The organism is Streptomyces sp. A1277, from assembly GCF_004795015.1.
In the GTDB taxonomy this organism is placed as follows: Bacteria; Actinomycetota; Actinomycetes; order Streptomycetales; family Streptomycetaceae; genus Streptomyces.
In genome coordinates this window covers 238,489-250,998 of the sequence record NZ_SSBI01000002.1, presented here as the reverse complement: position 1 = coordinate 250,998, position 12,510 = coordinate 238,489, and the positions used below count along the sequence as shown (strand labels likewise).

Below are 12,510 nucleotides of genomic sequence, written 5' to 3'. Positions count from 1 at the left end.
GTACGACGACTCACATCTGGTAGAAATCGGACAAAGTGACTTCGTCGAAAGGTGCCGCACGTGGACCCGACCAGTGGGTGGGAGGGCGGCGCCGGACAACCGCAGGCGCCCGGCGACCTCCCCTCCGCCACCCTGACCCTGAACATCAACGGCGCGGAGCGGACCCTGACGCTGGACCACCGCACCACCCTCCTGGACGCCTTGCGCCACCACCTGGACCTGACCGGGGCCAAGAAGGGCTGCGACCACGGCCAGTGCGGCGCCTGCACCGTCCTGGTGGACGGCCGCCGCGCCAACAGCTGTCTGCTCCTGGCCGTCGCCCAGGAAGGCTCCCGCATCACCACGATCGAGGGACTGGCGGACGGCGACCGGCTGCACCCCCTCCAGGAGGCGTTCCTGGACCGCGACGCCCTCCAGTGCGGCTACTGCACACCCGGCCAGATCTGCTCCGCCGCCGGCGTCCTCACCGAGGCCGGCCAGGGCTTCCCCTCGCACGTCACCCCGCCGGGCGCCCCCGTGGGCCTCCCGGCACGGCTCGACGCCGAGGAGATCCGCGAGCGGATGAGCGGCAACCTCTGCCGGTGCGGCGCCTACCCCCGCATCGTCGAAGCGATCGAGGACGTGGCGTCGTGAAACCCTTCGGCTACCTGCGCGCCGCATCCGTCGCCGACGCGGTCCGCGCCTGCGCCGCCCACCCCGGGGCCAGATTCCTGGGCGGCGGCACCAACCTGGTCGACCTGATGAAACTCGGCGTCGAGACGCCCGGCATGCTCGTGGACGTGAGCCGGCTGCCGCTGGACCACGTCACGGACACCGCAGACGGCGGGCTGCGCGTCGGCGCCACCGTGCGCAACAGCGACCTGGCCGCCCACCCCGCCGTACGCACCCGCTATCCCGCCCTGTCCCAGGCCCTGCTCGCCGGCGCCTCCGGGCAGCTGCGCAACATCGCGACCACCGGCGGCAACCTCCTCCAACGCACCCGCTGCACCTACTTCCAGGACCCGTCCAAGCCCTGCAACAAGCGGGAACCCGGCACCGGCTGCCCCGCCCGCGAGGGCGCCCACCGCGACCTCGCCGTCATCGGCCACTCCGAGGAGTGCGTCGCCACCCACCCCTCCGACATGGCCGTGGCGCTGGCCGCCCTGGACGCGGACGTCGTCCTGCACGGACCGGAGGGCGAACGGACCGTCGCCGTGACCGACTTCCACCGGCTGCCGGGGGACAACCCCGACGCCGACACGGTCGTCCGGCCGGGCGAACTCGTCACCGAGGTGCTGCTGCCGCCCCTGCCCGACGGCACCGTCTGCCTCTACCGCAAGGCCCGCGACCGCGCCTCGTACGCCTTCGCCCTGGCCTCCGTCGCCGCCGTCCTGCGAGTAAGCGACGGACGCATCGAGCACGCCGCGCTGGCCTTCGGCGGGCTCGCCCACCGGCCCTGGCGGGCCCGCGCCGCCGAGCAGATCCTCCGCGGCGCGCCCGCCACCGACGCCACCTTCCTGCGGGCGGCCGACGCCGAACTCGCCGCGGCCCGCCCCCTGCGCGACAACGCCTTCAAGGTCCGCCTCGCCCGCCACCTGGCAGTCGACGCCCTCGCCGAACTCGCCGCCCGATCCTAGGAGGTGTCTTGCCATGAGCCACGCCCCCCAGCCACTGGGTGCCCCCGTCGTCCGCCGCGAGGGCCGGGACAAGGTCACCGGCGCCGCGCGCTACGCCGCCGAGCGCGGCCTGCCCGGCTGCCTGTACGCCTGGCCCGTGCCCGCCGCCGTGCCGGCCGGCCGGGTCACCGCAGTCCGCACCGTCGACGCCCTGGCGCAGCCCGGCGTCCACAGCGTCCTCACCCACGACAACGCGCCCCGCATCGAGGATCCGGACGACCCGGTCCTCGCAGTCCTCCAGAACGACCGGGTGCCCCACCGCGGCTGGCCGGTCGCGCTCGTCGTGGCCGACACCCTGGCGAGCGCCCGGGCCGGTGCCCAGGCGCTGCACATCACTTACGAGACCGCCCCGCACGACGTCGTGCTGACCGAGGACCACCCGGGCCTCTACACCCCCGAGAACGCCAACGGCGGCTACCCGGCCGTCCGTGAACGCGGCGACTTCGACCGGGGCTTCGAGGCGTCCCCCGTACGCATCGACGTCACCTACACCCTTGAGGCGCTGCACAACCACCCGATGGAGCCGCACGCCTCGACCGCCCACTGGTCGCCCGAGGGCCACCTCACCGTGTACGACTCCAGCCAGGGCGCCACCACGGTGCGCGACAGCCTCGCCGCCGCCTTCCGGCTGCGACCGGACCAGGTCACCGCGGTCTCCGAACACGTCGGCGGCGGTTTCGGCTCCAAGGGCACCCCGCGCCCGCAGGTCGTGCTCGCCGCGATGGCCGCGCTCCACACGGGGCGTCCCGTCGAACTCGCCCTGCCCCGGCGCCAGATGCCCGCGATCGCCGGACACCGGGCGCCCACCGTGCAGCGCGTCAGGCTCGGGGCGCGGCCCGACGGCACCCTCACCTCTCTCGCCCAGGAGGTCGTCACCCACACCTCCACCGTCAAGGAGTTCGTGGAGCAGGCCGCCGTACCGGCCCGCGTCATGTACGGCTCGCCGGACAGCCGGACCGCGCACCGGGTCGTCGCCCTGGACGTGCCGACCCCGTCGTGGATGCGCGCCCCGGGCGAGGCCCCCGGAATGTACGCCCTCGAATCCGCCATGGACGAACTCGCCTCGGAACTCGGCATCGACCCCGTCGAACTGCGGCTGCGCAACGACCCGGCCGACGAACCCGACTCCGGGAAGCCCTTCAGCAGCCGCGGCCTGGCCGCCTGCCTGCGCGAGGGCGCCGCACGCTTCGGCTGGCCCGAGCGCGACCCCGCCCCGGGCGCCCGCCGCGAGGGCGCCCTTCTGCTCGGCTCGGGCGTCGCCTCCGCCACGTACCCCGTCTACGCCAGCGCCTGCCACGCCTCCGCGCACGCCGCAGCCGACGGGTCCTACCGGGTCGCGGTCAACGCGACCGACATCGGTACCGGGGCCCGCACCGTCCTCGCGCAGATCGCCGCGGACGTGCTGCGCACCCCGCTGGACAACGTGGTGATCGACATCGGCGACAGCGACCTGCCCGACGCCCCGGTGGCCGGCGGCTCCTCGGGCACCGCCTCCTGGGGGTGGGCCGTGCACAAGGCCGCCTCAGGGCTGGTCGAACGGCTCGCCGCGCACACCGGGCCGCTGCCCGCCGAGGGAGTGACCGTCACCGCCGACACCTCCGAGGAGACCGCCGAGGAATCCCCGTACGCCCGCCACGCCTTCGGCGCGCACTTCGCCGAGGTCGCCGTCGACACCCGCACCGGCGAGGTCCGCATGCGGCGCATGCTCGGCGTCTTCGCGGCGGGCCGCATCCTCAACTCCCGTACCGCACGTTCCCAGTTCATCGGCGGCATGACCATGGGGCTCGGCATGGCACTGACCGAGGGCAGCACCATGGACCCGGTCTTCGGCGACTTCACCGAGCGCGACCTCGCCTCCTACCACGTGCCCGCCTGCGCCGACGTGCCCGACATCGAGGCGCACTGGATCGAGGAGGACGACCCGCACCTCAACCCCATGGGCAGCAAGGGCATCGGCGAGATCGGCATCGTCGGCGCAGCCGCGGCCGTCGCGAACGCCTTCCACCACGCCACCGGAGTCCGGCTGCGCACCCTGCCGCTCACCCCCGACCGGGTACTCACCCATCTGCCCTGACCGCCGCGCGCACCCCGGAGACGCCAAAGCGCCGGTCACCCGGGGTGCGGGCCCGACGTGTTGCGCGACCGGCTCAGCCGGGTCACCCTGTGGAGTGACCCAGAAGAGACATCTGCTCACTCTTCGTATTCGGGGGTCGTTGGTTCAACGGGGCGAAGAACGTGGGCCTCGATGTGAGGAGCCTCGACGATGACCGTTCCACTCGACCGGCACTATCTGGTCGAACTCCAGGTTTCCGCAGACCGTGTGGACCAGCTGCGACGGATAGTCGCCGCCCACCTGCGCCACTGGAGTCTCGAACTCCACATCCGGCCCGTGTGCCGTGCTGTGGAGGAGCTGCTGACCAATGTCCAGCGGCATGTCGGCGACGACAACCGCTGCGTCGTCGAACTCCGCTGGACCGGACGGCACCTCACGGTCTCCGTCGCAGACAACGGTTCCGAGATGCCGCGCCTGCTCCATGAGGGCGGCGGCCTGAGCCGGGTCATGGCCCTCAGCGACAGCTGGGGCACCTGCCGGACCGCCGAGGGCAAGGTCGTCTGGTTCACCCGCTACGCCCAGGAGCCGCAGCACATCGAGCTGGTCCCGCTGCCGCCGCTGCCCGGCGTCCGCGAGTTCCGCCGCCCGCCGGCCGTGGTCGCGGAGATCCCCGACCCCGTCCCGGCAGGCACCGACGAGCCCGTCCGCGTCCACGACGCCGCCCCCGCCCTCGTCTGAGGCGCGCGGCCCGGCACGGTGGCGCACACCGGCCCCCGCACCGCAGCCCTCCCGGCGCGGATCGCGTGCGCACCGCACGCATGATCCGCGCCGGCCGGGTACGCGGCGGCGGGGGCCGGTGTGCGCCACGGCCCGCGTTGCGGCCCGGCGTGCGGCGCGGCACGGTCGAAGTACCGAGGCAAGGAGGCCACAGTCATGCCCATCGCGACGGTCAATCCCGCGAACGGCGAGACACTCAGGACGTTCGACGCGCTGGAAGCCGACGGGATCGAGCGGCGGCTCGCCGCGGCCGACGCCGCCTTCCGCGAATACCGCACCACCACATTCGGTGAACGCGCCCGGCTGCTCAACCGGGCCGCCGACCTCCTCGACGAGGACCAGCAGGACATCGCGCGCACCATGACCCTGGAGATGGGCAAGCCCATCACGGCGGCCCGCGCCGAGGCCGCGAAGTGCGCCAAGGCCATGCGCTGGTACGCGGCGCACGCCGAGGGACTGCTCGCCGACGAGCACCCCGCGCCCGCCGACGTCGAGGACTCCGGCGCCTCCCGCGCCTACGTCCGCTACCGCCCGCTCGGCCCCGTGCTCGCCGTGATGCCGTGGAACTTCCCGCTCTGGCAGGTCGTGCGCTTCGCCGCCCCCGCGCTCATGGCCGGCAACACCGGACTGCTCAAGCACGCGTCGAACGTGCCGCAGACCGCGCTGTACCTGGGCGACCTCTTCCACCGCGCAGGCTTCCCGGCCGGCTGCTTCCAGACCCTCCTGGTCGGCTCCAAGGCCATCGAGGGCATCCTGCGCGACCGCCGGGTGGTCGCGGCCACCCTGACCGGCAGCGAACCGGCCGGACGCTCCGTCGCATCCATCGCGGGCGACGAGGTCAAGCACACCGTCCTGGAACTCGGCGGCAGCGACCCCTACCTCGTCCTGCCCTCGGCGGACGTCGCCAAGGCCGCCCGCACCGCCGTCACCGCCCGGGCCCAGAACAACGGGCAGTCCTGCATCGCCGCCAAGCGGTTCATCGTGCACACCGAGGTGTACGAGGAGTTCGCCGAACGCTTCACCGTCGGCATGCGCGACCTGGCCGTCGGCGACCCGCTGGAGGAGTCCACCGACGTCGGGCCGCTCGCCAGCGAGCAGGGCCGCGCCGGCCTGGAGGAGCTGGTGGACGACGCGGTGCGCCAGGGGGCGAGCGCCCTGTGCGGCGGCGGCCGGCCCGAGGGCCTGGGCGGCGGGCTGGAGAACGGCTGGTTCTACGCCCCCACCGTCCTCGCCGGAATCACGCCCGCCATGCGCATCCACCGCGAGGAGACCTTCGGTCCCGTCGCCGCCCTCTACCGGGTGGACAGTCTGGACGAGGCCGTGGAGCTGGCCAACGACAGCCCGTTCGGCCTCAGCTCCAACGTGTGGACCCGCGACGCCCAGGAGACCGAGCGCTGCGTCCGCGACCTGGAGGCGGGCGGTGTGTTCTTCAACGGCATGACCGCCTCGCACCCCGCGCTGCCCTTCGGCGGGGTGAAGCGCTCGGGCTACGGGCGCGAGCTCGCCGGACACGGCATCCGCGAGTTCTGCAACCCCACCACCGTGTGGTTCGGCCCCGAACCGCAGTGACCGCACGCGAGACGCCCCCGCACCCGCCCGCTGAGAGGTGACCATGAGCGATGCCCCACCGTCCTCGCCGACGGCCGGCCCTTCCGACGAGGAGCTCGACGCGCTGGACGCGCACTGGCGGGCCGCCAACTACCTGGCCGTCGGGCAGATCTACCTGATGGACAACCCGCTGCTGACCCGGCCGCTCGCACCCGAGCACATCAAGCCGAGGCTGCTCGGGCACTGGGGCACCTCACCGGGCCTCAACCTGGTGTACACCCACCTCAACCGCCTCATCAGGGCGCGCGGCACCCACGCCCTGTGCATCTGGGGCCCGGGCCACGGCGGGCCCGCCGTCCTCGCCGGCTCCTGGCTGGAGGGCAGCTACTCCGAGACGTACCCCGACGTCAGCCGGGACGCCGAGGGCATGGGCCTGCTGTTCAAGCAGTTCTCCTTCCCCGGCGGCGTACCCAGCCACGTCGCGCCCGAGACACCCGGCTCCATCCACGAGGGCGGCGAACTCGGCTACTCCCTGGGCCACGCCTACGGCGCCGCCCTCGACCACCCCGAGCTCCTGGTCACCTGCGTCATCGGCGACGGCGAGGCGGAGACCGGGCCGCTCGCCGGGTCCTGGCACGCGAACAAGTTCCTCGACCCGGTCCACGACGGGGCCGTCCTGCCGGTGCTCCACCTCAACGGCTACAAGATCGCCAACCCCACGGTGCTCGCCCGCCTCCCGCAGACCGAGCTGGACGCCCTGCTGCGCGGCTACGGGCACGAGCCCCTGTACGTCGAGGGGGACGACCCCCGCGCCGTGCACCGCGAGATGGCCCTCGCGATGGACCGGGCCGTCGACCGCATCCAGGAGATCCAGGCCGCCGCCCGGACCGGCGGCGCGACGCAGCGGCCCCGGTGGCCCATGATCGTGCTGCGCACCCCGAAGGGCTGGACCGGCCCCGCCGAGGTGGACGGGCTGCCCGTCGAAGGCACCTGGCGCGCCCACCAGGTCCCGCTGCCCGGCGTCCGGGACAACCCCGACCACCTGCGCCAGCTGGAGGCGTGGCTGCGCTCCTACCGGCCCGATGAGCTCTTCGACCCCGAGGGGCGCCCCACCCCGCAGGTCCTGGCCTGCGTACCCGAGGGCGCCGCCCGGCTCGGCGCGTCCCCGTACGCCAACGGCGGCCTGTTCCTGCGGGACCTGCCCATCCCGGACCTCGACGGGTTCGCCGTCCCGGTGGACCGGCCCGGCACCTCGCTGCGGGAGCCGACCCGGGTGCTCGGCGGCCTCCTGGAAGCGGTCATGGCGGCCACGGCCGACCGCAGGGACTTCAGGGTCGTTGGCCCCGACGAGACCGCGTCCAACCGGCTCGACGCGCTCTACGAGGCCAGCGGCAAGGCATGGCAGGCCCGTACGCTCCCGACCGACGAGCACCTGTCCCGCGACGGCCGCGTCATGGAAGTCCTCTCCGAGCACCTGTGCCAGGGCTGGCTGGAGGGCTATCTGCTGACCGGCCGGCACGGGCTGTTCTCCTGCTACGAGGCATTCGCGCACATCGTGGACTCGATGGTCAACCAGCACATCAAGTGGCTGCGGACCTCGCGCCGCCTCGCGTGGCGCCGGCCCATCGCCTCGCTCAACTACCTGCTCACCTCGCACGTCTGGCGCCAGGACCACAACGGCTTCTCGCACCAGGACCCCGGCTTCGTGGACCACATCCTCAACAAGAGCCCCGAAGTCGTACGCGTCTACCTGCCGCCCGACACCAACACCCTGCTCTCGGTGGCCGACCACGCCCTGCGCAGCCGGGACTACGTCAACGTCATCGTGGCCGGCAAGCAGCCCAGCTTCGACTGGCTCAGCCTCGACCAGGCCCGGGTGCACTGCGCGCGCGGCGCCGGGGTGTGGGAGTGGGCGGGCACCGAGGACGGCACCCGGGAACCCGACGTCGTGCTCGCCTGCGCCGGGGACGTACCCACGCTGGAGACCCTGGCGGCCGCCCAGCTTCTGCGGCGCCACCTGCCGGAACTCGCCGTGCGGGTGGTCAACGTCGTGGACATGGCCCGGCTCATGCCGCACTCCGAGCACCCGCACGGGATGCCGGACTCCGAGTACGACGCGCTGTTCACCCGGGACAGGCCCGTCATCTTCGCGTACCACGGCTATCCCTGGCTGATCCACCGGCTGGCCTACCGCCGGGCCGGCCACAGCGACCTGCACGTGCGGGGCTACAAGGAGGAGGGCACGACCACCACGCCCTTCGACATGGTCGTCCGCAACGACCTGGACCGCTACCGCCTGGTCATGGACGTCATCGACCGGGTGCCCGGCCTCGGCGTGCGTGCCGTGGCGGTGCGTCAGGAGATGGTGGACACCCGGACCCGCCACCACGCCTGGATCCGGGAGCACGGCACCGACCTGCCCGAGGTGGCCAACTGGGCCTGGGAGGGCTGAGGCGGCGCGGGTCACGGCGAAGGCCCGGACGGTGCGATCCCGTCCGGGCCTTCGCCGTGACCCGCGCCGACGCCTCAGAAGCGCAGCGCCGCGGCGACCCGGCCGTGCTCCTTGAGCGAGTCGTCCGCGACGAAGACGACGTCCGCGCCGTTGTCCAGCGCCGCCTCGACCAGCTCGTCGACGATGTCCTCGCGTACGTCCGGGTCCGTCAGGTCCGCGCTGTCCGCGCCGACCGGCTTCAGGTGCTCCTGGTCGACCCGGACCGTCTGCTGGTAGTGCTCCTCCACCGCCACCAGACCGGCGCGGCCCTCGCGGACGGCGGCCCACACCTCGTCGAGTCCGCCGGCGAAGGCCCTGCGCCCGCGCGCCTCGTCCAGCTTCCCGTCGATCTCCGCCGCGAACCGCTCGCGCCGGGCCTCCAGGGCCGGGCGCAGCTCGGTCAGCAGGTCGCCGGGCCCCGAGTTCTCGGCCGGAGCGCCCTTGGTGACCCGGCCGGCCGCGCCCTTCGCGCTCTCGCCGACCTCGTCGAACAGGGCGAGCGCCGGGGCGAGCCCGACCAGGTACAGCGGGCGGGGGTCGGTGGCCAGGACGGCGCGCAGCTTCTCGTCCACATCGCGCAGGAAGTTGCGGGTGTCCTCGTTGGTGAAGTTGCTCGGCGTGTCGCCGATCCGCTCCACGCGCTGCGGGTTGGGGTCCCAGTGCGGGGCGGCCAGCGGGAAGCCGCCGACGTGCGCCTCCTGCGCGGAGTCGGCCGTGCCGCTGTAGAGGGCGGCGTGGTCGGACGACACGGTGAGCGCCCAGAAGGGCTGGGCCTGCGCCTTCGCGGCGACGAGGTTGCGGGTCAGGTAGCTGTCGCTGAGCACCACCCGTTCGGGTGCGGTACGGGGCAGCCGCCAGATCTGGTACTCCTCGGCCGTCGCCAGGAGCACCAGCGCGTCCAGGGCCCGGCGCTGATCGAGTTCGCCCACCGCGCGGTCGAGCTGCTGCCTGATCGCGGTGCGCGCCTCGCGGGTGACCGCCGGGTCGGCCTCCAGCCTGTTGCCCGCCTCGGAGAGCAGGTTGCGCAGCCGGACGGCGTCCTGGGCGTTGTCGGGGGCACTTCGGTGGGTCGGCATGGTCAGGGAGAGGGCCGGATAGGGCTTGGCCGCGCGCAGTTCCTGCAGCAGGCCGGCGGTCAGGGCGTCCGTGTCCATCAGTTCCCTCCCGGGGGAATTACGCGCACGGCGTGCGGAGCGGGTGATTCAACGAGTCAATTCATACCTTTTGATCGTAATATGGGCGAGTTGGTCATTCCGGGTGCGGGAGGCCCTGCCTCCGTGCGTCCCTTCAGCAGGCGGAGCGCTTGTGGACCGGACCAGCCCCGTGCGGCGAGCCCTCGGCGGCGCAGTGGGGCCGACGCCCTGGCCCACGGGCCAGGGCGTCGGCCGCCCCGGTCACCAGATGGCGTCCACCCATTCGGGGTGGTCGATGAACGGGTTCCGGTTGTGCTGGTACTGGTCGAATATGACGTCGTTGCGCCGCTTCTCGAAGGAGTCCGGCGGGTCCTGCTCGCTCCAGGTCTTGAGCACCGAGAGCCGGCCGATGTGCGGGGCGGAGCCGTTCGACACGCTGTCGTTGGGCTCCAGGTCGGCGAACGAGTCGCCGCCCTCGTAGCGCACCGCCATGTACAGGATCATGCGCGCCACATCGCCCTTGACGGCGTCGCGCGGCTCGAAGGAGTCGCCGTCGGTGTAGTTGCCGGGCGCGCCGCTCACCGCGCTGCCGCCGTTGTCGAAGTCCTTGTTGCCGCGCGTGGAGTTGACCTGGACGTCCGACGGGCGCAAGTGGTGGATGTCGGTCCCGGGGCCGGTGGCCGTGCCGAAGTCGCCGTGGGACTTGGCCCAGACGTGCTCGCGGTTCCATTGGCCGACGCTGCCGCCGTTGTTGCTCTTGGGCTCGGAGCGGCCCGTGTACAGCTCGATCACATTCGAGGAGTTGGCGGGATCCTCGTCGGTGTCCTTCAGGGCGTCCCACACCTGGCTGTAGGTGAGCTTGCTCTGGTCGCTGATGATCGTGTGCAGCGAGCTCTTGAGTGCCGTGCCGGTCTTGCCGACCGCGTCCTGGTAATAGGTGTCGTCCAGCGAGGCGAACGGGCCGGCGGCGGCGGTCGGCGGGGCGGGGGCCGGTGCGGCCGCGGCGGTGCCGGTGAGTACCGCGAGGACGGCGAGCGCGGCGGGCAGTGAGCGCCGCAGGGGAAGGTGGCGACGGGACATGTGGGGTGTCCTCTCCGGGAATGCGCACACCGCGGCGCCGACGCGAGGTGGGGGAGGCGGCTCCGCGGTGGTCGTGTTCGCTATGTGGTACGCGGAGCCTTCCATGCGGACCGTGACGATGTGTGAACACGGCGTATCTATCATGTGCAGGTCAAGTAAGGGTCCGGAGTCTCCTCTGCGGCCCCACCCGGCATCGGATGCGCGCCCGGCGGCGGAGGGCGAGAATGACGGGAAGGACAAGGAGGCGGCATGAGCGACGAGCCCGAATCCGTATCCAGTACCCGGGGCGTGACCCCGGACGGCCTGCTGCACACCGGCGCCAGCGACGATCCGTCGGCGGAGGACCTGGTGCTCGCGTCCGGGCGCGATCTGACCCCGGAGAACATCGAGTGGGCACGGCGCACCCTGGCCAGAGAGGGCCGGGCGGCCATCGACAAGCGACTGCCGTAGGAAGGGGCGTGGCGCGGCGGCCACGGCCGTCGCGCCGCGGCGCTGGTTCGGGCGCCGGGCGCCGCTCGGTTAGCCTGAACGGACAATGAACCGTTTGACGACGTCAGGGGCCGGTTACGACCTCGCCCGACACCCCGAGGACCCTCGCGACCCCTTCCGTGCCTGGGATGCGGCCGACGCCTATCTGCTCCAGCACCTGGAGGGGACGGACGGGGCGGACCCGGTCGACCTCTCCGGGCGCGTCGTCGTGGTCGGGGACCGCTGGGGCGCGCTGAGCACCGTGCTCGCAGCCCACCGCCCCGTACAGATCAGCGACTCCTGTCTCGCGCAGCGGGCGACCGAGGCGAACCTCGAACGCAACGGGGCGGACGCGGACGCCGTGCGCCTGCTGTCCTCGCGCGACACCCCACCGGACCGCATCGACGTGCTGCTCGTACGCGTGCCCAAGAGCCTCGCGTTCCTGGAGGACCAACTGCACCGGCTGGCACCCGCCGTGCACGCCGGCACCGTCGTCGTCGGCACCGGCATGGTCAAGGAGATCCACACCTCCACGCTCAACCTCTTCGAGCGGATCATCGGCCCCACCCGCACCTCCCTCGCGGTCCGCAAGGCCCGGCTCATCCACTGCACGCCCGACCCCGCCCTGCCCCGCACCCCGAGCCCCTGGCCCCTGCGCTACGCGCTGCCCGCCGACGCCGGACCGGTCGCCGGGCGCACCGTCACCAACCACGCCGGCATCTTCTGCGCCGACCGGCTCGACATCGGCACCCGCTTCTTCCTGAAGCACCTGCCGGCCCGCAGCGGCCCCGACCGGGTCGTCGACCTCGGCTGCGGCAACGGCGTCGTCGGCCTCGCCGCCGCCCTTACCAACCCCGACGCCACCCTCACCTTCATCGACGAGTCCCACCAGGCCGTCGCCTCGGCCGAGGAAACCCTCCGGGCCAACACCGGCCCCGGGGCCCGCGCCCGCTTCATCGTCGGCGACGCCCTCGCCGGCGCCGAGCCCGGCAGCGCGGACCTCGTCCTGAACAACCCGCCGTTTCACTCCCACCAGGCCACCACCGACGCGACCGCCCGGAACATGTTCTACGGGGCGCGTCGCGCCCTGCGCCAGGGCGGCGAACTCTGGGTGGTCGCCAACCGGCACCTCGGCCACCACACCGCCCTGCGCCGCATCTTCGGCAACTGCACCACGGTGGCGGGCGACCCCAAGTTCGTCGTGCTGCGCGCCGTCAAGCGCTGACCCGCGCACCGGGGGCCGTGCCCCTTCCGGATTCTTGCAACACGTTCTACTGTGTGCGCCGCCGCACACCAGCGACGCGA

10 protein-coding genes are annotated in these 12,510 nt (G+C 72.9%); 8 read left to right on the top strand and 2 right to left on the bottom strand.

All coding sequences use genetic code 11. The annotated features are described in order from the left end of the window. The first annotated feature begins 60 nt into the window (after window positions 1-60). The 6 genes from E6R18_RS02530 (at window position 61) to E6R18_RS02505 (ending at window position 8,485) form a co-directional block, all read left to right on the top strand. The gene (locus E6R18_RS02530; RefSeq protein WP_136315152.1) at window positions 61-633 is read left to right on the top strand and encodes a 2Fe-2S iron-sulfur cluster-binding protein; all 573 of its coding nucleotides are present in this window, start codon (window positions 61-63) and stop codon (window positions 631-633) included. Next, entirely contained in the window at window positions 630-1,616 is a 987-nt protein-coding gene (locus E6R18_RS02525) for a xanthine dehydrogenase family protein subunit M (protein WP_136315151.1), read from the top strand. The genes E6R18_RS02530 and E6R18_RS02525 overlap by 4 nt, the downstream gene beginning before the upstream one ends. 13 nt (window positions 1,617-1,629) lie before the next feature. Beyond that, window positions 1,630-3,729, top strand: coding sequence for a xanthine dehydrogenase family protein molybdopterin-binding subunit (locus tag E6R18_RS02520; protein WP_136315150.1), 2,100 nt, complete (start codon window positions 1,630-1,632; stop codon window positions 3,727-3,729). Window positions 3,730-3,918: 189 nt separating this feature from the next. After that, a complete protein-coding gene (locus E6R18_RS02515; RefSeq protein WP_136315149.1) occupies window positions 3,919-4,446 on the top strand; it encodes an ATP-binding protein in 528 nt (175 codons plus the stop codon). Window positions 4,447-4,641: 195 nt separating this feature from the next. Further along, window positions 4,642-6,054 (top strand): NADP-dependent succinic semialdehyde dehydrogenase, encoded by a 1,413-nt coding sequence (locus E6R18_RS02510; protein ID WP_136315148.1) that lies wholly within the window; start codon window positions 4,642-4,644, stop codon window positions 6,052-6,054. Between the two features lie 43 nt (window positions 6,055-6,097). Then, a complete protein-coding gene (locus E6R18_RS02505; RefSeq protein ID WP_136315147.1) occupies window positions 6,098-8,485 on the top strand; it encodes a phosphoketolase family protein in 2,388 nt (795 codons plus the stop codon). 74 nt (window positions 8,486-8,559) lie between these two features. On the opposite strand, the gene E6R18_RS02500 is transcribed toward E6R18_RS02505, so the two are convergent. Both E6R18_RS02500 and E6R18_RS02495 read right to left on the bottom strand, forming a co-directional pair. Then, complete coding sequence (locus tag E6R18_RS02500; RefSeq protein ID WP_136315146.1) at window positions 8,560-9,678, bottom strand: chemotaxis protein; 1,119 nt, start codon at window positions 9,676-9,678, stop codon at window positions 8,560-8,562. Between the two features lie 240 nt (window positions 9,679-9,918). Then, the gene (locus E6R18_RS02495) at window positions 9,919-10,737 is read right to left on the bottom strand and encodes an endonuclease (protein ID WP_136315145.1); all 819 of its coding nucleotides are present in this window, start codon (window positions 10,735-10,737) and stop codon (window positions 9,919-9,921) included. 249 nt (window positions 10,738-10,986) lie between these two features. Here E6R18_RS02495 and E6R18_RS02490 point away from each other — a divergent pair, with 249 nt between their 5' ends. After that, window positions 10,987-11,187 carry a hypothetical protein gene (locus E6R18_RS02490; protein ID WP_136315144.1) on the top strand — a complete coding sequence of 67 codons (201 nt, stop codon included), beginning with the start codon at window positions 10,987-10,989 and terminating at the stop codon, window positions 11,185-11,187. An 85-nt stretch (window positions 11,188-11,272) separates the two neighbouring features. Further along, on the top strand, window positions 11,273-12,430 hold the full coding sequence (locus E6R18_RS02485; RefSeq protein ID WP_136315143.1) for a methyltransferase: 1,158 nt from the start codon (window positions 11,273-11,275) through the stop codon (window positions 12,428-12,430). Window positions 12,431-12,510: the final 80 nt, after the last annotated feature.

Coding starts and splice junctions, on each gene's coding strand:
- E6R18_RS02515 (WP_136315149.1), top strand. CDS start 3,919: ATGACCGTTCCACTCGACCGGCACTATCTGGTCGAACTCCAGGTTTCC.
- E6R18_RS02490 (WP_136315144.1), top strand. CDS start 10,987: ATGAGCGACGAGCCCGAATCCGTATCCAGTACCCGGGGCGTGACCCCG.
- E6R18_RS02485 (WP_136315143.1), top strand. CDS start 11,273: ATGAACCGTTTGACGACGTCAGGGGCCGGTTACGACCTCGCCCGACAC.
- E6R18_RS02520 (WP_136315150.1), top strand. CDS start 1,630: ATGAGCCACGCCCCCCAGCCACTGGGTGCCCCCGTCGTCCGCCGCGAG.
- E6R18_RS02505 (WP_136315147.1), top strand. CDS start 6,098: ATGAGCGATGCCCCACCGTCCTCGCCGACGGCCGGCCCTTCCGACGAG.
- E6R18_RS02500 (WP_136315146.1), bottom strand. CDS start 9,678: ATGGACACGGACGCCCTGACCGCCGGCCTGCTGCAGGAACTGCGCGCG.
- E6R18_RS02495 (WP_136315145.1), bottom strand. CDS start 10,737: ATGTCCCGTCGCCACCTTCCCCTGCGGCGCTCACTGCCCGCCGCGCTC.
- E6R18_RS02510 (WP_136315148.1), top strand. CDS start 4,642: ATGCCCATCGCGACGGTCAATCCCGCGAACGGCGAGACACTCAGGACG.